27 protein-coding genes and 2 pseudogenes are annotated in these 25040 nt (G+C 64.9%); 11 read left to right on the top strand and 18 right to left on the bottom strand.

Annotated features, from left to right (window positions below; translation table 11 throughout):
• Positions 1–7: 7 nt before the first annotated feature.
• From flgH to flgB, 7 genes are read right to left on the bottom strand one after another with little or no spacing between them, the layout of a single operon-like run.
• The gene (gene flgH, locus BI347_RS14090) at positions 8–661 is read right to left on the bottom strand and encodes a flagellar basal body L-ring protein FlgH (protein ID WP_071112468.1); all 654 of its coding nucleotides are present in this window, start codon (positions 659–661) and stop codon (positions 8–10) included.
• Entirely contained in the window at positions 658–1446 is a 789-nt protein-coding gene (gene flgG / locus BI347_RS14085) for a flagellar basal-body rod protein FlgG (protein WP_071112467.1), read from the bottom strand. Before flgG ends, flgH begins: the two co-directional genes overlap by 4 nt.
• 31 nt (positions 1447–1477) lie before the next feature.
• Positions 1478–2209: a flagellar basal body rod protein FlgF gene (locus BI347_RS14080; protein WP_071112466.1), complete on the bottom strand. Its 732-nt coding sequence runs from the start codon at positions 2207–2209 to the stop codon at positions 1478–1480.
• Positions 2210–2212: 3 nt separating this feature from the next.
• Positions 2213–3394, bottom strand: coding sequence for a flagellar hook protein FlgE (locus BI347_RS14075; protein ID WP_071112465.1), 1182 nt, complete (start codon positions 3392–3394; stop codon positions 2213–2215).
• A gap of 20 nt (positions 3395–3414) precedes the next feature.
• Positions 3415–4107, bottom strand: coding sequence for a flagellar hook capping FlgD N-terminal domain-containing protein (locus BI347_RS14070; protein ID WP_083338881.1), 693 nt, complete (start codon positions 4105–4107; stop codon positions 3415–3417).
• Entirely contained in the window at positions 4104–4508 is a 405-nt protein-coding gene (flgC, locus tag BI347_RS14065) for a flagellar basal body rod protein FlgC (RefSeq protein ID WP_071112464.1), read from the bottom strand. The genes BI347_RS14070 and flgC overlap by 4 nt, the downstream gene beginning before the upstream one ends.
• A gap of 6 nt (positions 4509–4514) precedes the next feature.
• Positions 4515–4865, bottom strand: coding sequence for a flagellar basal body rod protein FlgB (gene flgB / locus BI347_RS14060; protein ID WP_275638016.1), 351 nt, complete (start codon positions 4863–4865; stop codon positions 4515–4517).
• A 130-nt stretch (positions 4866–4995) separates the two neighbouring features.
• On the opposite strand from flgB, the gene flgA reads away from it, so the two are divergent.
• The 5 genes and pseudogenes from flgA to BI347_RS25000 all read left to right on the top strand — a co-directional run.
• Entirely contained in the window at positions 4996–5697 is a 702-nt protein-coding gene (flgA, locus tag BI347_RS14055; protein ID WP_071112462.1) for a flagellar basal body P-ring formation chaperone FlgA, read from the top strand.
• Positions 5698–5755: 58 nt separating this feature from the next.
• The gene (locus BI347_RS14050) at positions 5756–6004 is read left to right on the top strand and encodes a hypothetical protein (RefSeq protein ID WP_071112461.1); all 249 of its coding nucleotides are present in this window, start codon (positions 5756–5758) and stop codon (positions 6002–6004) included.
• Positions 6005–6270: 266 nt separating this feature from the next.
• Positions 6271–8859: a TonB-dependent receptor plug domain-containing protein gene (locus tag BI347_RS14045; protein ID WP_071112460.1), complete on the top strand. Its 2589-nt coding sequence runs from the start codon at positions 6271–6273 to the stop codon at positions 8857–8859.
• Positions 8860–8892: 33 nt separating this feature from the next.
• Positions 8893–9807 (top strand): annotated as a pseudogene (locus BI347_RS25005) (PAS domain-containing protein); the annotation flags it as partial.
• A 213-nt stretch (positions 9808–10020) separates the two neighbouring features.
• Positions 10021–10362 (top strand): annotated as a pseudogene (locus tag BI347_RS25000) (methyl-accepting chemotaxis protein); the annotation flags it as partial.
• Between the two features lie 46 nt (positions 10363–10408).
• Here the strand turns inward: BI347_RS25000 and BI347_RS14035 are convergent.
• From BI347_RS14035 to BI347_RS13985, 11 genes are all read right to left on the bottom strand, one after another.
• Positions 10409–11605 (bottom strand): tryptophan--tRNA ligase, encoded by a 1197-nt coding sequence (locus BI347_RS14035; protein ID WP_071112458.1) that lies wholly within the window; start codon positions 11603–11605, stop codon positions 10409–10411.
• A 78-nt stretch (positions 11606–11683) separates the two neighbouring features.
• Positions 11684–12325, bottom strand: coding sequence for a site-2 protease family protein (locus tag BI347_RS14030; protein ID WP_071112457.1), 642 nt, complete (start codon positions 12323–12325; stop codon positions 11684–11686).
• A gap of 83 nt (positions 12326–12408) precedes the next feature.
• A complete protein-coding gene (locus BI347_RS14025; protein ID WP_071112456.1) occupies positions 12409–13053 on the bottom strand; it encodes a site-2 protease family protein in 645 nt (214 codons plus the stop codon).
• Positions 13054–13078: 25 nt separating this feature from the next.
• The gene (locus tag BI347_RS14020; RefSeq protein ID WP_071112455.1) at positions 13079–13702 is read right to left on the bottom strand and encodes an L-threonylcarbamoyladenylate synthase; all 624 of its coding nucleotides are present in this window, start codon (positions 13700–13702) and stop codon (positions 13079–13081) included.
• Between the two features lie 13 nt (positions 13703–13715).
• A complete protein-coding gene (locus BI347_RS14015) occupies positions 13716–14573 on the bottom strand; it encodes a 3',5'-nucleoside bisphosphate phosphatase (RefSeq protein ID WP_071112454.1) in 858 nt (285 codons plus the stop codon).
• Positions 14560–14757, bottom strand: coding sequence for an oxidoreductase-like domain-containing protein (locus tag BI347_RS14010; RefSeq protein WP_071112453.1), 198 nt, complete (start codon positions 14755–14757; stop codon positions 14560–14562). The genes BI347_RS14015 and BI347_RS14010 overlap by 14 nt, the downstream gene beginning before the upstream one ends.
• A 1-nt stretch (position 14758) precedes the next feature.
• Positions 14759–14974 carry an RNA-binding S4 domain-containing protein gene (locus BI347_RS14005; protein ID WP_071112452.1) on the bottom strand — a complete coding sequence of 72 codons (216 nt, stop codon included), beginning with the start codon at positions 14972–14974 and terminating at the stop codon, positions 14759–14761.
• A 205-nt stretch (positions 14975–15179) separates the two neighbouring features.
• Positions 15180–15731: an AAA family ATPase gene (locus tag BI347_RS14000; RefSeq protein WP_071112451.1), complete on the bottom strand. Its 552-nt coding sequence runs from the start codon at positions 15729–15731 to the stop codon at positions 15180–15182.
• Positions 15732–16338: 607 nt separating this feature from the next.
• Positions 16339–17334 carry an asparaginase gene (locus BI347_RS13995; RefSeq protein WP_071116127.1) on the bottom strand — a complete coding sequence of 332 codons (996 nt, stop codon included), beginning with the start codon at positions 17332–17334 and terminating at the stop codon, positions 16339–16341.
• A gap of 85 nt (positions 17335–17419) precedes the next feature.
• Positions 17420–17923: a hypothetical protein gene (locus BI347_RS13990; RefSeq protein WP_083338880.1), complete on the bottom strand. Its 504-nt coding sequence runs from the start codon at positions 17921–17923 to the stop codon at positions 17420–17422.
• A gap of 37 nt (positions 17924–17960) precedes the next feature.
• Complete coding sequence (locus BI347_RS13985; protein ID WP_083338879.1) at positions 17961–18479, bottom strand: hypothetical protein; 519 nt, start codon at positions 18477–18479, stop codon at positions 17961–17963.
• Between the two features lie 534 nt (positions 18480–19013).
• On the opposite strand from BI347_RS13985, the gene hcnA reads away from it, so the two are divergent.
• The 6 genes from hcnA (at position 19014) to BI347_RS13955 (ending at position 25029) form a co-directional block, all read left to right on the top strand.
• Positions 19014–19325, top strand: coding sequence for a cyanide-forming glycine dehydrogenase subunit HcnA (gene hcnA / locus BI347_RS13980; protein WP_071112449.1), 312 nt, complete (start codon positions 19014–19016; stop codon positions 19323–19325).
• Positions 19322–20728, top strand: coding sequence for an FAD/NAD(P)-dependent oxidoreductase (locus BI347_RS13975; RefSeq protein WP_071116126.1), 1407 nt, complete (start codon positions 19322–19324; stop codon positions 20726–20728). The genes hcnA and BI347_RS13975 overlap by 4 nt, the downstream gene beginning before the upstream one ends.
• Position 20729: 1 nt before the next feature.
• Positions 20730–21986, top strand: a complete 1257-nt coding sequence (hcnC, locus tag BI347_RS13970) for a cyanide-forming glycine dehydrogenase subunit HcnC (RefSeq protein ID WP_071112447.1) — start codon at positions 20730–20732, stop codon at positions 21984–21986.
• 167 nt (positions 21987–22153) lie between these two features.
• The gene (locus tag BI347_RS13965) at positions 22154–23254 is read left to right on the top strand and encodes an ABC transporter substrate-binding protein (protein ID WP_071112446.1); all 1101 of its coding nucleotides are present in this window, start codon (positions 22154–22156) and stop codon (positions 23252–23254) included.
• A gap of 69 nt (positions 23255–23323) precedes the next feature.
• Positions 23324–24232, top strand: a complete 909-nt coding sequence (locus tag BI347_RS13960) for an ABC transporter permease (RefSeq protein WP_071112445.1) — start codon at positions 23324–23326, stop codon at positions 24230–24232.
• The gene (locus tag BI347_RS13955; RefSeq protein WP_071112444.1) at positions 24229–25029 is read left to right on the top strand and encodes an ABC transporter permease; all 801 of its coding nucleotides are present in this window, start codon (positions 24229–24231) and stop codon (positions 25027–25029) included. The genes BI347_RS13960 and BI347_RS13955 overlap by 4 nt, the downstream gene beginning before the upstream one ends.
• Positions 25030–25040: the final 11 nt, after the last annotated feature.

Raw genomic sequence — 25040 nt, 5'->3', positions numbered from 1 at the left:
ACGGACCTTAAAACGGCATCAGCGGGCTGGTGAAGAACTTCATCAGCCAGCCGGCATTGTTGGCGTCGGCCAGCGCGCCGGTGCCGGAATAGCCGATGCGGGCGTTAGCGATGCGCAGCGAGGAGACGCGGTTGTCGGTGTCGATGTCTTCCACACGCACGTAGCCGGCCAGCCGCAGCGTTTCCTCGCCCTGGTTGAGCGCCAGCTGTTTCTCGCCCTTCACCTGCAGCAAGCCGTTGGCCAGCACCTTGTGCACCACCACGGTCAAGGAGCCGGCCAGCGCGTTCTGCTGGGTGGAGGTGGACGAGCCGTTGAAGTCGCGGCTGGCGTCTATGCCCACCTGGGCGTTGAACGTGGTATTGCCCAGCAGCGACGGAGCCACCTTGGCGCCGGATTTCTTGCCGAAGCTGGTGCCGGCCTGTTTGCTGGCCTGGGTGGTTTCCTCCAGCACCACGGTCAGCACGTCGCCGGGACGGAAGGCGTGGTTGTCCGAAGTGAGCGACAAGGCGCCCGCAGGGGTGAACACACCGCCGCCGCGGCTGGTCTGGACCTGCTGCCGCAGAAGGTCCGGCAACGGGTCCGGCTCCGGCTGCGGCGGCTGGAACTGGGCGCAGGCCGCCAGCAGCAAGACCGCCAGCGGCGCAAGGCGGATCAGCCTCATCGCACCGCCTGACCCAGCTGCTGCAGCATATTGTCGGCGGCCGACAACACCTTGGTGTTCATTTCATAGGTGCGCTGCGCGGCGATCATGTCCACCATCTCCTCCACCACCTGCACGTTGGAGCCTTCCAGACTGCCCTGCTTGAGCTTGCCCAGCGCGTCGGTGCCCGGATTGCCGGTGGTGGGGTTGCCGCTGGCGGCGGTTTCCTGGAACAGGTTGTCGCCCAGCGCCAACAGGCCGGTGGGATTAATGAAGTTGGCCAGCGTGACCTGGCCGATGTCGGTGGGTGTGGAGCCGCTGCCCTCGGTCACCGACACCGCGCCGGTCTCGCTGATCGAGACCTTGGTGGCGGTGGCTGGAATGGTGATCTCCGGTTCCAGCGGCAGGCCCTGGGCGTTCACCAGCTGGCCGTTGGCGTTCAGCTGCAGCTGGCCGGCGCGGGTGTAGCCGGTTTCGCCATTGCTCATCTTCACCTGCAGGAAACCCTGACCGACGATGGCCACGTCCAGCGACTGGCCGGTGGTGGTGAGATTGCCCTCGGTGAACACCTTCTGGCTACCCACCAGCCGGGTGCCGTTGCCCAGCTGCACGCCGGACGGCGAGACGTTGTTGTCGTCCACCTTGCTGCCCGGCTGCTTGTCCACCTGGTAGAACAGGTCTTCGAACACCATGCGGTCGCGCTTGAAGCCGGTGGTGTTGACGTTGGCCAGGTTGTTGGCGATGGCGGTCAGGCGCGCGTCCTGCGCCTGGATGCCGGTTTTGCTGATCCACAATGCCGGGTTCATGCTGAATTCTCCAAATCGGTGTGGTTGGCGCTTACGCGCGCACCAGGCGGTTGCCCGCCTCGTTCATGTCGCTGGCGGCGTTGAACAGCTTCATCTGCATTTCGAAATTGCGGTTGAGCGTCATGGTGGCCACCATCTCCTCCACCGCGGACACATTGCTGCGCTCCAGATGGCCGCCTTGCACGGTGACGGTGTCGTCGGCGGCCAGCGGCCGGCCCTGGCGGCTGACGATCAGGCCGTCGGCGCTCTTGCCCACCTCGCGCGGATCGGGCTTGACCAGCTTGAGCTTGTCCACCGGCTGCATTTCGGTGTCGCCGGGATTGAGCACGGAAATGGTGCCATCGGCCGCCACACTCACCTTGGTGTAGCCTTCCGGCAGCGTGATGGCGCCGCCGTCGCCCAGCACCGGGTGGCCGTTGACGCTGAGCGCGCCGTCCGGCCCCACCACCATGCTGCCGGCGCGGGTGTAGGCCTCGCTGCCGTCGGCGGCGGAAATGGCCATGAAGCCATCGCCCTGCAAGGCGATGTCCAGATCGCGACCGGTCTCCACCACCGCGCCGTTGCGGCTGTCCAACACGGTCGGCGCGTTCTGGCTCAGCAGGCGGGCGTCGTAGCCGTAGCCCGGCACCGCCTGGCTGGTGGCGGCGTCGATGTCGGCGCGAAAACCGCCGGTCTCGGCGTTGGCCAGGTTGTTGGCGTGGATCTGCTGCGCCTTCAACATGCGGTCGGCGCCGCTCATCGCGGTGTAGATCAGCGCGTCCATGCCTTACACCGCCTGCATCAGCGCTTGCATCGCCTGGTTTTCCGCCGAGATCACCTTGGTGTTGGCCTGGTAGTTGCGCTGCGCGGTCATTAGGCTGACCAGTTCGGCGGTGACGTCGACATTGGACTGCTCCAGCGAGCCGGTGGCCAGCTTGCCGGCCATGCTGCTGCCGGCGGTGGAGAACAGCGGCGCGCCGGAGCCGGCCGATTCCTGCCAACTGGTCTGCGAGCCGGCGGTCAGCGCGTTCTCGTTGGCGAAATTGGCGATGGCCAGCTGCGCCACCGTCATCTTCTGGTCATTGCTGTAGCTGACGATCACTTCGCCGTTCTCGCCCAGGCTGACGCCGGTGCGCGCGCCCGGCGCGTAGCCATTGCTGGCGCTGCGGCTGGTGCTGGCCTCGCCGGCGAACTGGGTGGTGCCGGTATAGTCCACCGCCACGCTCAGCGGGGAAGCTCCGGCCGGAGAGCCCAGATTCAGGGCTACGGTCGCCGCCGGCGCGGTCAGCTTGCCGTTGGTGTCGAACTTGAGGTCGGTGGTGGTGGCCAGCGGATTGCCGTCCAGCACGTAGTGCACGGTGACGGTGCTGTCCGCGGTCTTGCAGAAGTACTGCGTCAGGTTGTGCTTGTTGCCCAGCGAGTCGTAGACGTTGGACACGTTGGAATAGTTGAAGCTCTGATTGGTGCCCTTGTCGAACGGGATGGTCTGCACCGCCCAGCCGGAGGACATGTTGCCGGTGTACTGCAGCGAGTCGCTGGGCTTGGCCGGGATGTTGCCGGTAGGGATCTGGATGTCGCCGATCGCGCCCAGCGCGCCGGCGTCGGACTTGGCATAGCCCTGCATGCGGCCGCCGTAGTTGTCCACCAGATAGCCGTCCTTGTCGGTGTTGAAGATGCCGACCCGGCTGTAGGTCATCGCGCCGGCGACGCTCTTGGACACGAAGAAGCCGCGGCCGTCGATGGCGGCGTCCAGCGCGCGCCCGGTGGACACCACGCCGCCGCTGCGGCCGATGTTCTGGTTGTTGGCGTTGGCGTTGACGCCCATCGCCTGGCTGCCGGCGTAGGCAGAGGCGAAGGTGACCCGGCCGGACTTGAAGCCGTAGGTGCCGGAGTTGGAGATGTTGTCGCTGATGCTGCCCAGCTGGTTGTTGACGGCGTTGATGCCTGACAGAGCGATTTCAAAACTCATGGTGGTCTCCGGAACGGGCTTTAAGCGGAACTGCCGGGCTTGCCCAGCAAGGCGGATATGGAAGAGGACGGAAAGTCGCCCAGGCCTGCCAGCGTGATGGTCGGCTCGCCGCCGTTGACCGGCAGGCGCACGCCGCTGACCGCGGCCTGCAACTCCAGCAGGCCGGCCTTTTTCGACGCGGTGGAGAGTTCCACCTGGTAGTCCCCGGCGACAAGGCCGTAGTCGGCCAGCTTGACGCTGAAATCGGACGCGCCGGCGGCGCGCTTGCCCAGATCGACCAGGGTGCGCTTGCCGGCGGCGTCGGTCAGCGTCAGCGTGGCGTGCTCCTCGGCGCCAGATAGGGTGACGCGGCCGGACAGACTGCCCTGGCCGTCGCTGCGGATGCGGTCGGTCTGCACCAGCATGTTCTTGCCCACCTGCGCGCCTAGCGCCACGCCCTGCAGCTCGCGCAGCATCGCGCCCTGGCTCTGCAACTGGCTCAGCATGCCCTGGGTGGACTGCATCTGGCTCATCTGCGCCAGCTGGCTGACGAACTGCGACGGATCGGCCGGGTCCAGCGGACTCTGGTTGCGGATTTGCGCCAGCAGCAGCGTCATGAACATGTCGTTGCCGCCGCCGCTCTGGCCGGCGGCCGGAGCCACACCCTGCCCGCCCGCTTGCTGGCCGTTGCCGCCCGCGGCGAACGGCTTCGATTGCGCCTGATCCACGCTCATGCGTTGTCTCCCAGCTTCAGCAGGTCCTGCTGCATGCTTTTCACTTTGGACAGCACCTCGACGTTGGTCTGGAAAGCGCGGCTGGCCGACAGCATGTCGGTCATCTCTTCCACCGCGTTGACATTGCTGTAGAAAACATTGCCGCTGGCGTCGGCCAGCGGATTGCCCGGCTCGTGCGCCTTGCGCACCGGCTCTTGGTTCTGCACCACGTCCAGCACCTGCACGCCCATGCCCTCGCCCTGCATCTGGCTGCTGAATACCGGCTTGCGGCCGTGATAGGCCGCCTGTTCGGTGCCGGCGGCGGTGTCGGCGTTGGCCAGATTGCTGGCCACCGTGTTGAGACGCACGGTCTGCGCGGTCATCGCCGAGCCGGCGATGCGCGAGATATCCCGGAATGACATGCTTGCTTACCCCGCGATGACTTTGGCCAAGCCATGCAGCTTCATATTGATGAAGGTGAGGCTGGTCTGGAATTCGGAAACGTTCTGCGAGAACTCGGCCTGCTCAACGCCCAGCTCGACGGTGTTGCCGTCGCGCGAGGGATGGTTCGGCAGCCGGTACATCAAATCGCCGCCGCCGTCATCCAGCGCCATGGAAGAATCGGCGCCTGACGATGCCAGCGCCGCCTTGAAATCGATGTCACGCGCCTGATAACCCGGGGTGTTCTCGTTGGCGAGATTCGACGCCAGCACCCGGGTCCGCTCCGCCCGCAGCCGCAAGGCCTCGGGGTGGACGCTCAGGGCCTTGTCCAGATGCATGCCCATTGCCTTGACCCTATCAGTTCACTACCATGTTCAAGCTATTGACTAGAAATAGCCTTTCTATTGGAAAGCGATACTAATAAGCGAGCCCGGCATCGTATACGCAACAATTACCACGCGGTTTGTAATGGCAAAATTCACGAAACCACGATACACACAGGCATGGCCGCTGCTCGGCCTGCTGCTCTCCCTGCCCGTTCAGGCCGGCAACTCCGCCGAACAAGCCGTCCGGCAGCACGCCGTCCAGCTGATCCAACAACGGCTGTCCGACGCCGGGCTGGGCCAGGCCGACATCCGCCTGCAACTGCTGCCGCCGCGCGATCTGCCGGCCTGCGTCCAAGCCTGGCGGGTGGAGGCAACGGACAGCCGCGCCTTCAGCCGCATGCGCTTCAGCGTCGGCTGTCCGGACAAGGACTGGAGCGGCGACTACATCGTCCGCGCCAGCGTCAACGCCAGGGTGGCCAGCGCCGCGCGCGACCTGCCCGCCGGCGCGCCGCTGCAGAAAGAGGACATCGCCTGGAGCCAGCGTCCGGTCAGCGAGCCGGCCGACCTGTTCGGTGCATCCAGCCCGCCGCTCGGCCTGGCGGCGCGCGCGGCCCTCAGCCAGGGCCAACTGCTGCGCCGCAAGCAGCTGCAGGCGCCGCTGCTGGTGAAGCGCGGCGGCGAAGTGCGCATCGTCGCCCGCCAGGACGGCATAGAGGTCAGCAACGCCGGCGAGGCGCTGGCCAACGGCCGCAAAGGCGAGGTGATCCGGGTGCGCAACGTCGCCAGCGGCAAAGTGATCAGCGCCCGCGTCGGCGCCGACGGCGAGGTGGAGGCCATGGACTGAGCGCGCGGCCGGGTCATGGTGTATATCTCCGGAAGACGCCTACCGCAAAGGAGAGACCATGAAGATTCTGCCCGTCGTCCTGCTGCTCGCCCCGATGCTGGCCTGCGCCGCGCCCGGCGCCTCCGCCCCGCACGGCCAGGCCCGCTTCGGCGAAATGAAGGCCAAGCTGCTACAGGAGCACGCCCAGCGCATCCAGATTCTGCAGACCAGCCAAAGCTGCATCCAGGCGGCGCAGACGCCGCAGGCGCTCAAGAGCTGCATGGAAACCCAGCGCCAACAGATGCAGGCGCTGCGCCCCGGACAATAAGCCCCCCACGCGCCAGCTGGCGGCCGTTGCCGCCGGCGCGCAATTCCCCTCTCCGGGAATTAGCTAATCCGAATCTTTCATTTCACAACGATCGTCAATGTCGATACATTTTGCATATTCCATTATGTATTTTGTATCCAGAAAGATGATGCCAGCCACACTCCGCCACCACTCCCCGCCTCGCCACTGTTCCCGGCTGCCCGGCTGATTTATCCGCGCAATCCGGGCAGGACCGCCTTTCCCGAATAACAAAGAAAGCTTTTTCCATGATGAAACACACCCTGCTGCTGGCCGGGCTGGGCGCCGCTTTGCCTTTCGCCACCCTCGCCTCCGACGCCACCTCCCAGGACAATTCGCTGGAGCGCGTCACCGTCACCGGCTCCAATATCCGCGCCAGCTCGAAGGCCAAGACCAATCCGGTGCAGGTGATCAGCGCCGCCGACATCGCCGCCAGCGGCAAGAGCAGTCTGCCCGACGTGCTGCGCTCGCTGGCGGTGAACAGCGGCAACAGCTTCAACGAGCAGTACACCGGCAGCTTCTCCGCCGGCACCGCCGGCATCTCGCTGCGCGGCCTGGGCCAGCGCAACACGCTGATTCTGGTCAACGGCAAGCGGGTGTCCAACTACGCCACCGCTCAGGAATTGCAGGAAACCTTCGTCGACCTGAACTCGCTGCCGCTCAAGGCGGTGAAGCGGATAGAAATCCTCAAGGACGGCGCATCCGCCATCTACGGCTCGGACGCCATCGCCGGCGTGGTCAACATCATCCTCTACTCCGACTATCAGGGCGCCGAGCTGGGCGCCAGCGTCAGCCGCGACGCCAGCACCGGCCAGAACGAACGCCAGTTCAATCTGCTGGCCGGCAAGGGCGATCTGGGCCAGGACGGCTACAACCTCTGGTTCTCCTTCGACGCGCAAAAGCGCGACCGGCTGGACCAGACCGACGTTTCCTGGCTGAAGGACAACGACTTCCGCGGCCAACCGGGCGGATCGCTGGTGCGCAACGTCACCAACTACTACAACGGCAACCCGGTCCAGCGCTTTCCCAACGCCATCGGCCCGCTGCAGGACACCGACTACGGTGCGCTGAACCCCGGCAAGAGCGGCCGGGTATGGGCCTACAATCCGGCGCAATACACCACGCTGATGCCGGGCATAGAGCGCTACCATGCCGCGCTGCATGGCAGCTACCGGCTGGACGCCGTCACCGAGGCTTATGCCGAATTCCTATACGGCGCCAGCCACAGCAACCAGATCTTCGGGCCGCCGCTGTCCGTCACCAGCTCGCTGCGCGCCTGGAACGCCGCCACCCAATCGCTGACGTCCATCAGCAATGTGCTGCCGGCCGGCAACCCCAGCAATCCCAACGCCGGCCCCACTCCGATCAGCGCCACCCTGTTCGACCTGGGCCAACGCGACAAGACCGACAGCGTGTCGTTCCGCCGCCTGCTGGCGGGAGTGAAAGGCAGCGGCGACAAATGGGACTGGGACGTGTCGGGCCTGTATTCCGACAGCCGGCTGCGCGAGTACGCGTACAACTTCGTCAACCGCTACGCCTATGAGAAGCTGCTGGCCAGCGGCGGCTACAACTTCATCGATCCGGCGCAGAACAGCGCGGCGACGAAGGACAGCCTGCTGATCAACACCCTGCGGCCGGCCTGGTACCGCACCGCCAGTTTCGACGCCACCGCCAGCACCGAGCTGGCGCAGTTGCCGGCTGGACCGCTGGGCTTCGCCGCCGGCTACCAGCTGCGGCGCGAGATGATGAACGCCGGCACCTCGGCCGCAGTGACCAGCGGCACCGAATTGCGCCCGGCGCTGGACCTGATCAACGGCGCCCGCAACGTGCAGGCCGCCTACTCCGAGCTGAGCGTGCCGCTGCTGAAAAGCCTCAGCCTGAGCGCCGCCGCCCGCGCCGACCACTACAGCGACTTCGGCAGCGCCTTCTCGCCCAAGCTGGGGCTGCGCTATCAGCCGCTGCAAAGCCTGACCCTGCGCGGCTCGCTGTCCAAAGGCTTCCGCGCGCCGTCGCTGCCGGAAATCACCCACAGCACCGCGGTCAGCTACGGCAGCGTGCAGGACCCTTACGATCCGATCACCCCCAACCAGAGCATAGGCTACACCCACCTGGTGGTGGCCAATCCAGCCATCAAGCCGGAACACTCCACCAACGCCAACCTGGGCCTGGTGCTGTCGCCGACCGCGGACAGCAGCATCGCCATCGACTATTACCGGATCCGCCAGAAAGACGTGATTGGCCTGGAAGACGTCGACAATCTGGTGCGCAACCCCGGCGCCTACCCCGGCCAAGTCGTACGCGACAGCCAGGGCCGGCTGCAGACCATCACCCAGCAGTTCACCAACCTGGGGAACCGCGAAACCTCGGGCTTCGACCTGGACCTGAGGCAAAGCTGGAAGCTGGCCGGCGGCCGGCTGACACTGGCCGCGCAGTGGAGCCGCCTGCTGTCCTTCCGCCAGCCGCTGCAACAGGGCGGCGCGCTGCAGGAAGGCGCCGGCAGCAACCTGCTGGGCGCGCTGCCGCGCTGGAAAGGCCAGACGTCGGCCAGCTGGGACAATCACGACTGGTCGTCCACCCTGACCTGGTTCCACACTGACGGCTACACCCAGGCCTTCAGCAGCGGCGCGGACGACCAGAGCCGGGTGGGCAGCTCCAACACCTTCAACCTTAGCGCCAGCTACAAGGGCGTCAAACGCGTCACGCTGACCGCCGCCGTGCAGAATCTGGCCAACCGCCGGTCGCCTTGGGATTCGCATGCCGGAATCTATTACGACTCCAGCCAGTACGACCCCACCGGACGCACCTTCACGCTGGGCGTGCAATACAAGCTGGACTGATCCCCTCCCGTCCCGGCAAGAAAAACGGCGACCATGCACGCATGGTCGCCGTTCGTCGTTCTTACGCAATATCAGTGGAAAATAATCCGTAAATTTACTTATGCTGAATTAGTCTGTAAAAGTCAGTTGCTTCGATTATGGTTTCGTCAACAACAGCTCGCGACAAGGATATTCTCCATGGCCTTTTTCAACCGCAAACTCAGCCAGAACCTTGAACAGACTAGGCAGGAGCTGGACAAAGCGCGCAATATGCTGAGCGCCATCGAGCGTTCGATGGCGCTCATCGAATTTTCCAGTTCGGGCACCATCATCCACGCCAATGCCAGTTTCCTGCAGACCATGGGCTACCGCAGCGAAGAGATCGTCGGCCAGCATCACCGCATCTTCTGCCCCTCCAGCTACGCCAACAGCCCGGCCTACCACAACTTCTGGCAGCAGCTTGCTCGCGGCGAATTCCAATCCGGCCGCTTCCTGCGCCTGCGCAAAGACGCCAGCGAGGTCTGGCTGGAGGCGAACTACTCGCCGATCATGGACGCGTCCGGCAAAGTGACCGGCGTGATCAAGGTCGCCACCGACATCACCCGCCAAGTCGAGGCGGAACAGGACAGCAAGGCTTTGCGCACCGCGATAGACCAGTCGATGGCGCGGATCGAATTCGACCTGCAGGGCAATATCCTCGACGCCAACGACAACTTCCTGCAAGTGTTCGGCTACGGCAAGAACGAGGTCATAGGCAAGCACCACCAGATGCTTTGCGAAGCCGCCTATGTGCACAGCCCGGAATACGCCGAGCTGTGGAAACAGCTCAGGCAGGGGCGCTTCCTACAAGGCCAGTTCCGCCGCATCGACAAGAACGGCCAACTGATCTGGCTGCAAGCCACCTACAATCCGGTGCTGGACCCCACCGGCCGGCCGGTGCGGGTGGTGAAATTCGCCACCGACATCAGCGAACAAATGCAGCGGCTGCAACAACAGGCGGAAAACGCCCAATCCGCGGTGCAGGCCTCGGAAAACACCGAACAGCTGTCGATCCAGGGCAGCAGCGTGCTGGAGCAGGCCACCACCGAAATCAGCCGGGTGGCCGACAGCGTGGAGAACTCGTCCACCATCCTGTCCAAACTGGGCAACAGCTCCAGCCAGATCGGCTCCATCGTCAACACCATCAGCGACATCGCCGACCAGACCAACCTGCTGGCCTTGAACGCCGCCATCGAGGCTGCCCGCGCCGGCGAAACCGGCCGCGGCTTCGCGGTGGTGGCCGACGAGGTGAGAAAGCTGGCGGAGCGTACCAGCCAGTCCACCGGCCAGATCTCCGGCATCGTCAAGAGCATTCAGGATGACTCGCGCTCGGCGATCGAAGCCATGGGGCAGATGCAGACGCTGACCCACAGCAGCCTGCAACTGGCGGATCAGGCGCGCGGCGCGATTTCCGAAATCCGCAGCGGCGCCCGCGACGTGGTGCAAGTGGTGCGGGAAGTCTCGGAGCTGCTGCAGCAAAGTTGAGCGGCGGCAGCCCAGCCTCCCGGCCAGGCGCCGCCTCGATGCCGGCCTAGCGGCCCAGGCCCAGCGCCTCGCGCACGTCGCACATGGTCGCGCGCGCCACTTTCTCGGCGCGGGCGTTGCCGTCGGCAAGTATCTCCGCCACCAGTCCGGGATTGGCCAGATATTTCTCGGCGCGCTCGAACATCGGCTGCTGCTCGCGCACCACGGCGTCTATCACCGGCTGCTTGCAGTCCAGGCAGCCGATGCCGGCGCTGGTACAGCCCGCCTTGACCCATGCCTTGGTCTCATCGTTGCTGTACACCTCGTGCAGCTGCCAAACAGGGCAACGGCTCGGGGTGCCCGGATCGGTGCGGCGCACCCGCGCCGGGTCGGTCGGCATGCCGCGGATCTTCTTGCTCACCGTCTCCGGCGCCTCGCGCATGGTGATGGTGTTGCCGTAGGACTTGGACATCTTCTGGCCGTCGAGGCCGGGCATCTTGGAGGCGGCGGTCAGCTTGGCCTCGCACTCCGGCAGGATGGTCTTGCCCTTGTTCTCCAGCCATCCCGCCAGACGCTCGCGGTCGGCGCCGCCCAGATTCTGGCTGGCGGCCAGGATCGCGCGCGCCGCTTCCAGCGCCTCCGCGTTGCCGTCCTGCAGATAGGCGGTGCGCAACCGGTCGAACTCTTTGCCGGCCTTGCCTATTTTCTTCGCCGCCGCGCGCGCCAGCTCCTCGAAATTGGGCTCGCGGCCGAACATGTGGTTGAAGCGGCGAGCCACTTCGCGGGTCAGCTCGATGTGCGGCACCTGGTCTTCGCCCACCGGCACCAGACCGGCCTTGTACACCAGGATGTCCGCGGCCTGCAGCAAGGGATAGCCCAGGAAGCCGTAGGTGGTCAGATCCTTGTGGCTGAGCTTCTCCATCTGGTCTTTATAGGTGGGCACCCGCTCCAGCCAGCCCAGCGGCGTCACCATCGACAGCGCCAGATGCAGCTCGGCGTGCTGCGGCACGCGCGACTGCACGAAAATGGTGGATTTTTCCGGATCGACGCCGGAGGCTAGCCAGTCGATCACCATTTCATTGATGGACTTGCCGATGATGGAGACGTCGTCGAAGTTGGTGGTCAGCGCGTGCCAGTCGGCCACCATGAAGAAGCATTCGTGACTGTGCTGCAACTCCACCCAGTTCTTGATCACGCCGTGGTAGTGGCCAAGGTGCAGGCTGCCGGTGGGGCGCATGCCGGAAAGAATGCGGTTGGCGAACATACTATTTTGCTCTCATTGGCGCGGGGCGCGCAAAACCGCCAGCATCGCCCGGCGGCAGGACTGGCCCCGCGGAAGGTTTTAGAAAAACATTCGGATCAAATCATACATCAAGCCGTAAAACGGCTGCAGGATGATCCCGAGCTTGCCGGTGGCCAGCAGCAACAGCAGAACCCACATGCCGTAGCGCTCGGTCTGCGCATACCGCCAGGCCCAGCCGGGCGGCAGCAGGCTCTCGACGATGCGGCCGCCGTCCAGCGGCAGGATGGGCAGCAGGTTGAGCAGCATCAGCGAGATGTTGATGGCTATGCCGGCCTTGCTCATCAACAGCAGCGGCTCGCTGTAGGCGGTGTGGCTGTACAGCGCCAGCTTCAGCAGGCCCACCCACAGGAATACCATGGCGAAGTTGGCCAGCGGCCCGGCTGCGGCCACCCAGCGGCTGTGCTGGCGCGGCTTGCGCAGCGCGCTGAAATTCACCGGCACCGGCTTGGCCCAGCCGAAGATAAAGCCGCCCATCATCAGCGACAGCAACGGCAGCAGCACGGTGCCGACCGGGTCGATGTGCTTGAGCGGATTGAGCGTCATCCGCCCCAGCATGTAGGCGGTGTTGTCGCCGAAGCGGCGCGCCGCGTAAGCGTGCGCCGCCTCATGCAGCGTGATAGCGAACAGCACCGGCAAGGCATAGATGGCTATCTGCTGGACCAGCTGGTTGAAATCGACCATGGGCTCTCCTCTCCTTGCCGCCCGCCGTCGAAATGACGGCGCGCTGGCAGTTTGACCAACCCGAGCGGCCGGTCAGCCGCCGCTCAGAATGCCACCACCCCCACGATCAACTGGAAAATCAGCTGAACCAGCGGCAGCAGCACCTTGCCCAGGATGCCGCTGAACATCAGCAGCAGCAGTATCCAGAAGCTGTAGGGCTCGACCTTGGAAAATTGCCAGGCGGCGCGCTGCGGCAGCAGCGCCTGCAGAATCACCCCGCCCGGCAGCGGCGGCAGCGGAATCAGGGTGAAGATCATCAGCGCCACGTTGATCTTGACGCCCACCAGCGCCATCAGCGCCAGCGGCTCGCCAAAATAGTCGGGCACATGGCTGGACGCCAGGATCAGCACCGCCCACAACAGCGCCATCGCCAGATTGGCCAGCGGTGTCACCAGTGCCACCTTGGCCAATGCGGTGCGCGGCTTGCGCATGGCGCCGGCGTTGAGCTGCAGCGACTTGGGCCAGCCGATGATGAAGCCGCCCAGCGCCACGCCCACCAGCGGCAGCAGGATGGAGCCCACCGGATCGATGTGCGCCAGCGGGCTGAAAGTGCGGCGGCCGGTCATGAAGGCGGTGCGGTCGCCCAGGTGGTCGGCCATATAGGCCTGCGCGCCGGCCGGCACGGTGATGGCGAAAAGGATGGGCAGGATGGAGATCGCCAGTTGCTGAATCAATGAAAGTGACTGCATAGTTTTCCGAAGGTTGAAGAATGAATCAAAGACCGAAGGGCGCCAGCGCGCCCTTTCCCTGGCGCACCAGTTCCACGCCGTCGGTCATGTCGATGACGGTGGTGGGCTCGGTTCCGCACCAGCCGCCGTCTATCACCGCGTCCACCAGATGCTCCAGCCGCTCGCGGATTTCATAGGGGTCGGACAGCGGCTCGGCATCGCCCGGCAGCATCAGGGTACAGGACAATATCGGTTCGCCCAGATCTTCCAGCAAGGCCAGCGCCACCTTGTGGTCCGGCACCCTCAGGCCTATGGTGGAGCGCTTGGGGTGCAGGGTGCGGCGCGGCACTTCGCGGCTGGCCTGCAGGATGAAGGTGTAGCTGCCGGGCGTCGCGCTCTTGAGCAGGCGGAACTGGCTGTTGTCCACCCGGGCGTAATTGGCCAGTTCGGACAGGTCGTGGCAGACCAGCGTCATCAGGCGCTGCTTCAGATCCAGGCCGCGGATCTGCAGGATGCGCTCCATCGCCGCCTTGTCGCCCAGCGCGCAGCCCAGCGCGTAACAGGAGTCGGTGGGGTAGGCGATCACCCCTCCCTCGCGCAGGATTTTCACCGCCTCGCGGATCAGCCGCGCCTGCGGATTGTCAGGATGGATCACGAAAAACTGGGCCATGATGGTGTCCTTGTCAGGCCGCCGGCCTGATGATGCGCGCGCTCAGCGCCTGCCAGACGGGCCGGCACAGCGGCGGCAGCGCTTCGGTGTAGCCGACGTCGCGCCCGCCTTCTCCCGGCGCGTGGAAGTCGCTGCCGCTGCTGGCATACAACTGGTGCCGTTCGGCGTGCAGCGCGAATTTGTGCATGTCGTCCAGGCTGTGGCTGCCGCAGGCCACCTCGACTCCTTCTCCGCCCGCCGCCTTGAAGTCCAGGATCAGCCGCTCGATCAGCGTGCGACCCATGTCGTAACGGCCGGGATGGGCGATCACCGCCATGCCGCCGGCGCCGGTGATCCAGCCCACCGCATCCTCCAGGCCGGCCCAGTCGTGGGCGACGTAGCCGGGCTTGCCCGGCGTCAGGAATTTGCGGAACACGGTGCGCACATCCTTGACCGCGCCCGAGTCCACCAGATGGCGGGCGAAATGGGTGCGGCCTATCATGTCCGGATTGTCGCACCAGCGCATCGCGCCTTCGAAGGCTCCGGCGATGCCGGCGGCCGCCAACGACTCGCCCATCTGCCGCGCCCGCTCCACCCGGCCGTCGCGGATGCGCTGCAGACCGGCGGCCAAGGGCGGAAAACCGGGGTCTATGCCCAGTCCGACGATGTGGACGGTATGCCGGCCCCAGGTGACCGACACCTCGACGCCGTTGAGGAAATCGATGCCGTGCCCCGCCGCCGCCGCCGCCGCCTCGGCCAGACCGGCGGTGCAGTCGTGATCGGTCAGCGCCAGCAGGCTGGGCGCGCGCGCGGCGGCGCGGTCTATCACCTCGGTGGGCGACAGCGCGCCGTCCGAGACGCGGGAATGAAAATGCAGATCAATGCCGGCCATCAGCCTCTCCTGCCTGAGCCCGCCGCAGCGCCTCGCGCTGCCGCCAGGCGGCCAGCCGCGTGCGGTATTCGCGCAACTCCTGCTGGTAAATATCCAGGATGCACGGATCGCAGCCGCTGCCGCAGCACATGTCGTCGTCCACCTCGAACGGCGGCTCCGGCATGGCGTCCGTTGCGTCATCCATCTCAGACGGCCTCGACCTGGATATGGAAACCATCGCCGCTCACCTGCTGGCCGGCGCGGATCTTGCAGGTCTTGCGCAGTTCCTGCGCGCCATCCACCTGCACATTGCCCTCGGCGATGAAGTGCTTGGCCTCGCCGCCGGACTGGCAGACATTGCAGGCCTTGAGCAGATCGCACAAGGCGATGTATTCGCTGTTGAGCCGGAACGTTTCTTTCATTTTGCACACCTATTCTGGACAGGCTTGTGAGCGGCCTGTGGACAAGGCCGCCAAGCCCTTAATCTGTCTGATCTTTTTTTCGCCGCCCATTTTTTAGGCAGCTCTTGCCGGCTATCCACGCCGCCGACGGACAAGGCTGTGGAGTCGTTGTGGACAAGCGCGGCAAACCGCTGATTCCACAACCGCTTTTTCATTCGCTTATTTTTTAGGCAGCCAGCAGCGGCAAAAGTGCCTGCCCCGCCCGCTCCAGCCTTTCCTCCGGTCCGCCCGCCAGTTCGACGGCGGCGATCCCCATGTCGGCCAATTCCCGCCGGTGCAGATCCAGCAGCCAGTCGCGCTGGGTGGGATGGCTGCGCAGCGGATCGGCTTGCCACGGCATGTCCGGCCGGGTCAGCAAGGTAAGCGCGTAATCCTGCGGCCGGTACAGCCGCAGCAACGCGGGAGATGCCCGGCCGAAAGCCACTTCCGCCCAGATCTTGCAGGTAAGCACGGTGGTGTCGCACAACAGGATGTCGGCGCCGCAGGCTGCCCGCGCCTCCGCCGTCAACTGGCCCGCGGCTATCGCCTCAATGTCCGCCATGCTGGAAATATAAGGCCGATCGGCATAATAGGCACGCGAGTATTCCGCCACCCAGGCGGCGCGCCGGCCTTCCCGCCTCAAACGCTCGGCCCACGCCTCAGCCAGCGTGCTCTTGCCGCTGGACTCCGGGCCGACTATCGCCACCCGGATCGGCCCGCCGACCTGACTCTGCCGCATCTTCCACACATCCTGTCCGCGGCCGCCGGCAGACGCCGCCAGCAGTCACCGGAACCGAGCCGGCCATTATACCCCGGCGCGCCCAGCTTTCCCGGATTTTCACAGCTTGCGGGGACAGGGCTGTGAGCTGACTGTGGACAAGCCAGACAAGCCATTGAACTATCAGGCCATTCGCCGCGCTGACTGTTTTTTAAGCAAGCGGGAACTTTTTCCCCAATGCCGGTGCAAAGCCGTGTGGGCGCATTGTGGATAGGTGAGGCAAACCACTGAACTGCAAGCGCAAAACAGCACTGCCTGTTTTTTAAGCGGAATCGACCATGCCCGCAGCCGGCGGAATCCCCACTTGCGGTACACAATCCTGTGCGCGACATGTGGACAAGCGGGGCAAGTGGCTGATTTGACGCCGACTCCCGCCCTCCGCCTATTTTTTAATCGCCACGCGGCAAACCACCCCCGCGCCATCGGCGCGAGAACCTTCGCCTTTCCCCACACCAGCAGTGCAAAGCCATGTGGACGCGCTGTGGAAAAGCCCGCCAAGTCGTTGAAGCCTGAAGATAAAAAAGGGCTGCCCATTTTTTAGGCAACCCTGCTGAAGCATGGTCAGGCGTCAGGCGCTCATCTCGCCGCGCAGCGGCCTCCGCAGCCTGAGGGCCAGTTCCGCCGGCGCATGTCCGGCGGACAGCAGCACCTGCAGCTTGGCCAGCGCCGCCTCCGGCGTCAGGTCGGCGCCGGGCAGCGCACCGGCGCGCGCCAGCGGCTGGCTGGCGGCATAAGCCCCCACCTCCACGCCGCCCCGCACCACCTGGGTCAGGGTCAGCACCGGGCAGCCGCGTTCGGCCATCGCCTTGATGCCAGCCAATAAGGCGGGATCGGCGGGCGCATTGCCGCTGCCGTAAGCGAGCAGGATGGCGCCATCCAGGCCGCCTTGCTGCAGCATCTGGCCAGCCAGCGCGCCGCCATGGCCCGGCGTCAGCATCAGCGCCGCCAGCTTCAGATTTTCATCCACTCGCAGCTCGCGCCGCTCTCCTTCGCCTGGCAACCAGCGCTGGCGATGCCAATGGGCATGGATGGCGAACTCGGCCAATGGCTGGTCGTTGGGGCTGGCGAAACCAGCGAAGCGCTCCACGTCCAGCTTGCGCGCGCGACAACCGCGCAGCAGCAGCCGGTCGAAAGCCACCGCCACTTCATGCAGATCCGGCTGGCAGGCCGCCTCCAGCGCATCGGCCAGATTGGCCCAGCCGTCGGAACGCGGATGCACCAGCGGCAGTTGGGCGCCGGTCAGCACCACCGGCTTCTTCCAGCCTTGCAAGGCGAAGGCCAGCACACTGGCGGTATAAGCCATGGTATCGGTGCCATGAATCACGACGAAGCCGTCATAGGCGTCGTAGCGCGCGGCAAGGGCATCGATGATCTGGTTCCACTGCCGGGGAGCGAGGGAGGAGGAATCTATCAGATGCTCGAATTCGACAATGTCGAACTCCAGGCCCGGGCGGGCGAAACGCTGCAGCAGGCGCGGCAGCAGGCCTGGCACGGGCGCCAGGCCTTCCGGAGTGTGGTCCATGCCTATGGTACCGCCGGTGTAGAGCGCCAGAATTCGGCTCATTTTAGAATACTCCATCAGGCTTTATTATCCGCCCGATGGTAACGCAAGCCCAATCTGCCGTCACATGCCGGCGGCCGGCCGGGACTCAGCGCAGCGCGTCGGACACCGCGTAGTCGATGGCGCGCCGCGCCTCGTCTATGTGATGGACGATGTCACGCTGCAAGGAGCGCAGGTAGGGGTCGTCTTCATGATGGGTAGCGTCCTGGCGGGCCTTGTCCAGCAGCACCTTGGCCTGGTGGAAGCGATCTTCCGGCCTCCAGCGCGCGTCCGGCGGCATGCGGTCATCCACGTTCTTGCCGTCGTCGATGGCGGCGTCGCGCATCTTGCGCAAGGCCTTGTTGATCTCGTCCACCGCATGGCGCTCGTCATTCATCACCCGCGGATAGTCCGGACGGGCCAGCAGATCGCGCGCGGTGCGCAGATCGGTCATTGCGTGCAGATAGTAGGGGTGCTCCTCGGGATGCCACTGGTGCTGCTGCCAGGTCCAGGCATCGCCATCGCGCCAGCCGTCGGCCAAAGCCTGGCTGCTCAGAACCGCATTGCCGGCCGCGGCCACCATCAACATCATCAGTATTCCGGACAATTTCATCTTGCTCTCCTTGTAAGACCGGGTATCGGGCTTGCGCTCAGCGCAAAGCGTCGTCGATGGCCTGCTGTACCGCATGGTGCGCGGCATCGACATGGTGCAGGATGCGGTGCTGCAGATCGCGCACCCACGGGTCGTCCTCTTGATGGCTGGCGTCGCGGCGAGCCGAACCAAGCAATTCCAGCGCCTTGTGGAAACGGTCGGTGGGACTCAGGCGCGCGTCGGGCTGCTCGTAGCGCCAGGGCTGCTTGCCGTCTTCGAAAGCCGCACGCTGCATCTCACCCAGCGCGGCGTCGATCTCGGCCACCGCGTGGCGCTCGTCCTCCATGATTTGCGGATAATCCTGCCGCGCCAGATAGGCCCTGGCCTGGCGCAGATCGCTCATTGCATGCAGGTAATATGGATGCTCGGCTGGGCGCCAGTCGCGCGGCATTTCTAGCCGCACCGTCGCCGGCTGATACGCCACCTGGGCGCGCGGCGGCGTCACCACGCAGGCGCTCAGGCTGGCGGCGGCGATCAGCGGCCCCAGCCACTTGATGCCAGCATTTTTCAATTTCATTCCTTTTCTCCTCAACGATTCTTCGCCATGCCACGGCCTTCCCGGCCATGGCTGCGCGGCGGCAATTCTGTCCCGGCATCCACCCGGGCCTGACGACAGCATTACACCGAGCCGGTCCGTCTTCAGCAGGATTTAGGTTTCCGCATGTAAGCATTTGTAGCCGCCAGGGGCATAAAACATATCCGTTTTAGTTAAAGATTTTCTCTGCGGCCTACTTTGTGAGTTTTCATTAAGAAACCAGAATATCTGCCATGCGATGATTCCAGTGCGGAAAAGTGACAGACAGTCTGTCTGCCTGTCACTTTTTTAGGAATTAAATCTAAAAGTTGACTTTTATTAAACAAACCACATTGTCTACATGCTAAAAGCATTATTGTTATAAAAACATAAGACCATAGGCTTTCAGCAGCTAACCGCAACGGTTTCTGACCCTAGGTTGCTGCGGAAATACTGGATGCGGGAGGAAGCTGGCGGGCCTTCCCATTCAGTAAAAAGCGAACAACCTGCCAGACCAATCATTCAGCAAGGTGCTTCATGTCCTTACACCGCAATCACGACATTCAGGCCCTGCAGGGCCAGACATTGACCATACACGTCAACAACCAGCCGGTTGCCGCCGCAGCCGGCGAAACCGTGCTCAGCGTGCTGAACGCTGTCGGCCTGCGCCAGCTCAGCCGCAACGACAACCAGCAGATTGCCGGCTCCTACTGCGGCATGGGCGTCTGCCATTGCTGCCAGGTGCGCATCGACGGCCGCCACAAGCGCCGCGCCTGCCAGACCGTGGTGCAGCCCGGCATGCGGGTGGAAACCGCCGGCAACCGCCTGAACACGGAGGGCCTGAAATGAACGGCAAACCGGTAATCGTCGGCGGCGGCCCGGCCGGCATGTCCGCTGCGATGGAGCTGGCGCGCCATGGCGTGCACAGCATCCTGCTGGACGAGGCCTCGCGCTTGGGCGGGGTGGTCTACCGCGGCCCGCTGCGCCAGGGCGTGGTGCTGGATTATCTGGGAGAGCGCTACCGCGACAATATGCAGGCGCTGCACCGCGAGTTCGAACAATTCCGCCCGCAGATCGACATCCGCCTGAACACCCGCGTCGTCGGCGGCGACGGCGGCCAATTGTTCGCCCTCTCGCCGGATGAGCGGGTACAACCGGTACCCTACTCGCAGCTGCTGCTCTCCGCGGGATGCCACGAACGCAGCGTGCCCTTCCCCGGCTGGACCCTGCCCGGCGTGATCATGCTGGGCGGCCTGCAGCTGCAAATCAAGAGCGGCGTGGTCAAGCCGTTGGGCCGCACCGCGCTGGCAGGCACCGGCCCGCTGCTGCCGCTGGTGGCCTGCCAGTTGCACCGCGCCGGCGCCGAAATCGCCGGCGTCTATGAAGCCTGCGCCTTCGGCCGGCTGGCCAAGGAGGCCATCGTCCTGCTCAACCAGCCGCAGTTGTTCCTGGACGGCCTGAGCATGGTGGCTTACCTGAAGCGCCACGGCATCCCGCTGCATTACGGCTGGGGCATCGTAGAGGGCAGCGGCTCGGCCGAGCTGCAGGAAATCACCATCGCGCCCTATGACGCCGACTGGAACGCCGACCTGTCGCAGCAGCGCCGCCTGCCGGCGCAGACCCTGGCCGTGGGTTACGGCTTCATCCCGCGCACCCAGTTGACCCAGCAGATGGGCCTGGAGCACCAGTACCACGACGATGGCTTCCTCAAGCCGGTCAACGACGACTGGCAACGCAGCAGCCAGCCTCACATCCACTTGGCCGGCGACATCGGCGGCCTGAGGGGCGGCGAGGCGGCGATGCTGTCCGGCCGCATCGCCGCGCTGTCCATTCTTTGGCAGCGCCACATCCTCAGCGAACAGCAAGCCATGCAGCAGCGCCGCGCCTGCCTGGACCAGTTGGCAGCGATCCTGCGCTTCCGCGTCGGCATAGACCGCTTCACCCGCCGCGGCGCCGGCCAGTTGGCTCTGCCCCGGCCGGACACGGTGATCTGCCGTTGCGAGCACGCCACCCGCCAGGACATAGATAACGCGCTGGAGCAAGGCGTGAACGACCTGATCAGCCTGAAGATGCGCACCCGCGTCAGCATGGGCGACTGCCAGGGCAAAATGTGCGTCGGCTATTGCAGCGACAGGCTGCGCGAACACACCGGCAAGAAGGACGTGGGCTGGATCCGGCCGCGCTTCCCGCTGGACCCGCTGCCGTTCTCGGCTTTCCAGTCCATGGCCACCCAACAGACGGAAGAGGTTTGACATGAAGCAGTACGATATCGTGATCGCCGGCGGCGGCGTCATCGGCGCCTCCTGCGCCTACCAGCTGTCCAAACGCGGCAACCTGAAAATCGCCCTGATAGACGCCAAACGGCCGGGCAACGCCTCGCGCGCCTCGGCCGGCGGCCTGTGGGCGATAGGCGAATCAGTCGGCCTGGGCTGCGGCGTGATCTTCTTCCGCATGACCTCCGCCAAACACAAGCGCGAGGCCGCCGGCTCGGCCGTGACGGTCAGCGCCAGCGCGCCGCACATCCTGCCGCAAAGCTTCTTCGACTTCGCGCTGGCCTCCAACGCGCTGTATCCTGCGCTGCACCAGGAGCTGCTGGCCAAGCATGGAATGGACTTCAAGTTCGAGGAGACCGGACTGAAGTTCGTCATCTACGACGAGGAAGACCAACTGTACGCCGAGCATATCGCCGCGCAGATTCCCCACCTTTCCAGCCAGGTGCGCTGGCTGGACCAGGCGCAGCTGCGCGAGAACGAGCCCTATATCAGCCACAGCGCCCAAGGCGCGCTGGAATTCCTGTGCGACCACCAAGTCAGCCCCTTCCGCCTGACCGACGCCTACACCGAGGCGGCGCGGCAGAACGGCGTGGACATCTACTTCAACACCAACGTCACCGGCGTGCTCCGCCAGGGCAGCCGCGTCGTCGGCGTGCGCACCGCCGAGGCCGGCGAATTTTCTTGCGGCACGCTGATCAACGCCGGCGGCTCATGGGCGGACGAGCTGTGCCAGTGGGCCACCGGCACGTCCATCCCGGTGAAGCCGGTGAAAGGCCAGATCGTGTTGTCGGAGAAAATGCCCAAGCTCTTGCGCGGCTGCATCACCACCAGCGACTGCTACATCGCGCAGAAGGACAACGGCGAAATCCTGATCGGCAGCACCACCGAGGACAAGGGATACGACATAAGCACCACTTATCCCGAGATCAACGGCCTGGTGCAGGGCGCGGTGCGCTGCCTGCCGGAACTGAAGAACATCAACATCAAGCGCTGCTGGGCCGGCCTGCGCCCCGGCACGCCGGACGAGTTGCCGATATTGGGGCCGGTGGACGGCGTGGAAGGCTATCTGAACGCTTGCGGCCACTTCCGCACCGGCATCCTCACCTCGGCCATCACCGGCGTGCTGCTGGACAAGCTGGCTCACCACGAGGCATTGCCGCTGGACATCCGCCCTTTCCTGGCCAGCCGCTTCGACCGCCAGAACGCGGAGGCGCCGCTCGAACCGGCCCACGCCTGAGCCCGCTCCGGCCGCCGCGGCCTGGCGCCGCGGCGGCTTTTTCTTCCGACTCGCCGCCACTTGTCCAGCACTGAAACCATTTTGTCATATTACTGACGTGTATTTGTCATCAATCCCTCATACCATCGCATAAGTTTTGATAAGCCAATGGCCAATGAAGGGGAGCAATGATGAAGAACAAACTGGGTTACGCCGCCGTAGTCGGCGCGCTGAGCATGATCGCCAACTCCGCTTTGGCGGACAATCTGGCCGCGCTGGTGCAGGCCGCCAAGAAGGAAGGCGAACTGACCGTGATCGGCCTGCCGCACGACTGGTGCGGCTACGGCAACGTGATCGCCGGCTTCAAGGCCAAATACGGCATCAAGGTGAACGAACTGAACCCGGACGCCGGCTCCGCCGACGAGCTAGAGGCCATCAAGGCCAACAAGAACAACAAGGGCCCGCAAACGCCGGATGTGATCGACGTCGGCCTGTCCTTCGGCCCGCAGGCAAAGGCCCAGGGCCTGCTGCAGCCTTACAAGGTATCCACCTGGAAATCCATCCCCGACAACGCCAAGGACAAGGAAGGCTACTGGTATGGCGACTACTACGGCGTGCTGACCTTCCAGGTCAACAAGGACCTGATCAGCAAGGCTCCGGCCGACTGGGCCGACCTCTTGAAGCCCGAATTCAAGAACGCCGTGGCGCTGGCCGGCGACCCGCGCGCCGCTAACCAGGCCATCCAGGGCGTATTCGCCGCCGGCCTGTCGCAGGCCAAGGGCGACGTGAACAAGTCCGCCGACGCCGGCCTGAAGTTCTTCTCGCAATTGAACAAGAACGGCAACTTCGTGCCGGTGATCGGCAAGGCCGCCTCGCTGGCCCAGGGCACCACCCCCATCATCGTGCGCTGGGACTACAACGCGCTGGCCGACCGCGACACCCTGAAGGGCAACCCCAAGGTTGAAGTGATCGTGCCGAAGACCGGCGTGGTGGCCGGCGTCTACGCGCAAGGCATCAACGCCTACGCACCGCACCCCAACGCCGCCAAGCTGTGGATGGAATACCTGTACTCCGACGAAGGCCAAGTGGCCTGGCTGAAGGGCTATTGCCATCCGATCCGCTTCAACGACCTGACCGCCAAGAAGAAGATTCCGGCTGATCTGATGAGCAAGCTGCCGGACGCCGCCGCCTACAAGAAAGCGGTGTTCCCCACCATAGAGCAGCAGGAAAGCTACAAGGCCGGCATCACCAAGCAGTGGGACAGCGTGGTGGGAAGCAGCGTCAAGTAAGCCTGATCCAGCAGCATCGTATCGGGCCGCCGAAGGCGGCCCTTTTACCTGGCAAGAGAAAACACATCGATGGCCGCATCATCCGACACCATGTCCCCTCCCCGCACCAGCCTCTCCAGCAATAAGCCGCAACGCAGCGCCATCCTGTCCTGGCTGGGCGTGGCGCCCTTCCTGCTGTTCGCGCTGTTGTTCCTGATCCTGCCCACCGCCATGCTGATGGTGGGTGCCTTCCAGGACGCGCAAGGCAACTTCACGCTGGGCAACATCATCCGCCTGTTCGAGCCCAATATCCTCAGCGCCTACCGCATCAGCCTCGAGATCAGCGCCGCCTCCGCCGCGCTCGGCACCGCGCTGGGTCTGCTGCTGGCGCTGGCGGCCATCCGCGGCGGCCTGCCCGGCTGGATCCGCCCGACGCTGACCACCTTTTCCGGGGTGGCGTCCAACTTCGCCGGCATCCCGCTGGCCTTCGCCTTCCTGTCCACGCTGGGCCGGATGGGTCTGGTCACCATGCTGCTGCGCAAATATCTGGACTTCGACCTGTACGGCAGCGGCTTCACCATCCTCAGCTTCGCCGGCCTCACCCTCACCTATCTGTACTTCCAGATTCCGCTGATGGTGCTGATCATCGCCCCGGCGGTGGAGGGCCTGAAAGACGAATGGCGCGAAGCCTGCGAAAGCCTGGGCGGCTCGCCGCTGGCCTACTGGCGCCACATCGCGCTGCCGGTGCTATGGCCCAGCCTGGTGGGCGCGGCGCTGCTACTGTTCGCCAACGCCTTCGGCGCGGTGGCCACCGCCTACGCGCTGACCGGCAGCTCTCTCAACATCGTCACCATCCTGCTGTACGCCCAGATCCACGGCGACGTGCTGCACGACCAGAACCTGGGTTACGCGCTGGCTTTGGGCATGGTTCTGATCACCGGCAGCGCCAATGCCGGCTACATCTGGCTGCGCAAGCGCAGCCACCGGGAGTCCGCATGAAAACCACCGCTACTTCGCGCCTGGGCGCCTGGATCGCCATCCTGCTGGGAGGCGGCTACTTCCTGCTGCCGCTGCTGGCCACTTTTGAATTCAGCCTGAAGATGCGCCGCGAGGGCTACAGCTTCGAAGCCTACAAGGTGGTGCTGACCGACCCCGGCTTCCAGCAGAGCTTCGGCTATTCCGCCGTGCTGGCGCTCCTGACCATCCTGGTCGGCATCCTGCTGGTGGTGCCCACGGCGTTCTGGGTCCAGCTCAAGCTGCCCAGGCTGCGCCCGCTGATCGAGTTCATCACCCTGCTCCCGCTGGTGATCCCGGCCATCGTGCTGGTGTTCGGCTACCTGCGCCTCTACGGCAGCGGCGGCTGGCTGCCGCTGACCGGCAACGAGCGCGGCACCGACCTGTTGCTGGTGTTCGGCTACGTGACGCTGGCCATGCCCTATCTGTACCGCTCGGTAGACACCGGCCTCGCGGCGATAGACGTGCGCTCGCTGACCGAGGCGGCGCAAAGCCTGGGCAGCGGCTGGTTCGACATCTTGCGCCTGGTGATCTTCCCCAATCTGAAAACCGCCATCCTGTCCGGCGCCTTCCTGACCTTCGCCATCGTCATCGGCGAGTTCACGCTGGCCAGCCTGCTGGCGCGCCCGGCCTTCGGCCCCTATCTGCAGCTGATCGGCGCCAACCGCGCCTACGAGCCGGCCGCGCTGGCCATCATCGCCTTCCTGGTCACCTGGGCGGCGATGGGCCTGATGCAGGTGGTCAGCCGCAACCGCGCCGCCCTGGCGGCCGACCAACACTAAGCTCCCGCTAC

Origin of the sequence: Chromobacterium sphagni, assembly GCF_001855575.1 — a bacterium.
GTDB lineage: Bacteria > Pseudomonadota > Gammaproteobacteria > Burkholderiales > Chromobacteriaceae > Chromobacterium > Chromobacterium sphagni.
This window is presented reverse-complemented; position numbering and strand designations above follow the sequence as displayed.

Excerpts from the sequence above, each read along its gene's own strand:
- hcnA (WP_071112449.1), top strand. The coding sequence starts at position 19,014 with ATGTCCTTACACCGCAATCACGACATTCAGGCCCTGCAGGGCCAGACA.
- BI347_RS13955 (WP_071112444.1), top strand. The coding sequence starts at position 24,229 with ATGAAAACCACCGCTACTTCGCGCCTGGGCGCCTGGATCGCCATCCTG.
- BI347_RS14075 (WP_071112465.1), bottom strand. The coding sequence starts at position 3,394 with ATGAGTTTTGAAATCGCTCTGTCAGGCATCAACGCCGTCAACAACCAG.
- BI347_RS14015 (WP_071112454.1), bottom strand. The coding sequence starts at position 14,573 with ATGGCCGGCATTGATCTGCATTTTCATTCCCGCGTCTCGGACGGCGCG.
- flgA (WP_071112462.1), top strand. The coding sequence starts at position 4,996 with ATGGCAAAATTCACGAAACCACGATACACACAGGCATGGCCGCTGCTC.
- flgC (WP_071112464.1), bottom strand. The coding sequence starts at position 4,508 with ATGTCATTCCGGGATATCTCGCGCATCGCCGGCTCGGCGATGACCGCG.
- BI347_RS14010 (WP_071112453.1), bottom strand. The coding sequence starts at position 14,757 with ATGGATGACGCAACGGACGCCATGCCGGAGCCGCCGTTCGAGGTGGAC.
- BI347_RS14045 (WP_071112460.1), top strand. The coding sequence starts at position 6,271 with ATGATGAAACACACCCTGCTGCTGGCCGGGCTGGGCGCCGCTTTGCCT.
- BI347_RS13975 (WP_071116126.1), top strand. The coding sequence starts at position 19,322 with ATGAACGGCAAACCGGTAATCGTCGGCGGCGGCCCGGCCGGCATGTCC.
- hcnC (WP_071112447.1), top strand. The coding sequence starts at position 20,730 with ATGAAGCAGTACGATATCGTGATCGCCGGCGGCGGCGTCATCGGCGCC.
- BI347_RS14000 (WP_071112451.1), bottom strand. The coding sequence starts at position 15,731 with ATGCGGCAGAGTCAGGTCGGCGGGCCGATCCGGGTGGCGATAGTCGGC.
- BI347_RS14025 (WP_071112456.1), bottom strand. The coding sequence starts at position 13,053 with ATGCAGTCACTTTCATTGATTCAGCAACTGGCGATCTCCATCCTGCCC.
- BI347_RS14070 (WP_083338881.1), bottom strand. The coding sequence starts at position 4,107 with ATGAGCGTGGATCAGGCGCAATCGAAGCCGTTCGCCGCGGGCGGCAAC.
- BI347_RS13990 (WP_083338880.1), bottom strand. The coding sequence starts at position 17,923 with ATGAAATTGTCCGGAATACTGATGATGTTGATGGTGGCCGCGGCCGGC.
- BI347_RS14035 (WP_071112458.1), bottom strand. The coding sequence starts at position 11,605 with ATGTTCGCCAACCGCATTCTTTCCGGCATGCGCCCCACCGGCAGCCTG.
- BI347_RS13965 (WP_071112446.1), top strand. The coding sequence starts at position 22,154 with ATGATGAAGAACAAACTGGGTTACGCCGCCGTAGTCGGCGCGCTGAGC.
- BI347_RS13960 (WP_071112445.1), top strand. The coding sequence starts at position 23,324 with ATGGCCGCATCATCCGACACCATGTCCCCTCCCCGCACCAGCCTCTCC.
- BI347_RS14005 (WP_071112452.1), bottom strand. The coding sequence starts at position 14,974 with ATGAAAGAAACGTTCCGGCTCAACAGCGAATACATCGCCTTGTGCGAT.
- BI347_RS14080 (WP_071112466.1), bottom strand. The coding sequence starts at position 2,209 with ATGGACGCGCTGATCTACACCGCGATGAGCGGCGCCGACCGCATGTTG.
- BI347_RS13985 (WP_083338879.1), bottom strand. The coding sequence starts at position 18,479 with ATGAAATTGAAAAATGCTGGCATCAAGTGGCTGGGGCCGCTGATCGCC.
- flgG (WP_071112467.1), bottom strand. The coding sequence starts at position 1,446 with ATGAACCCGGCATTGTGGATCAGCAAAACCGGCATCCAGGCGCAGGAC.
- BI347_RS13995 (WP_071116127.1), bottom strand. The coding sequence starts at position 17,334 with ATGAGCCGAATTCTGGCGCTCTACACCGGCGGTACCATAGGCATGGAC.
- BI347_RS14020 (WP_071112455.1), bottom strand. The coding sequence starts at position 13,702 with ATGGCCCAGTTTTTCGTGATCCATCCTGACAATCCGCAGGCGCGGCTG.
- flgH (WP_071112468.1), bottom strand. The coding sequence starts at position 661 with ATGAGGCTGATCCGCCTTGCGCCGCTGGCGGTCTTGCTGCTGGCGGCC.
- BI347_RS14030 (WP_071112457.1), bottom strand. The coding sequence starts at position 12,325 with ATGGTCGATTTCAACCAGCTGGTCCAGCAGATAGCCATCTATGCCTTG.
- flgB (WP_275638016.1), bottom strand. The coding sequence starts at position 4,865 with ATGCATCTGGACAAGGCCCTGAGCGTCCACCCCGAGGCCTTGCGGCTG.
- BI347_RS14050 (WP_071112461.1), top strand. The coding sequence starts at position 5,756 with ATGAAGATTCTGCCCGTCGTCCTGCTGCTCGCCCCGATGCTGGCCTGC.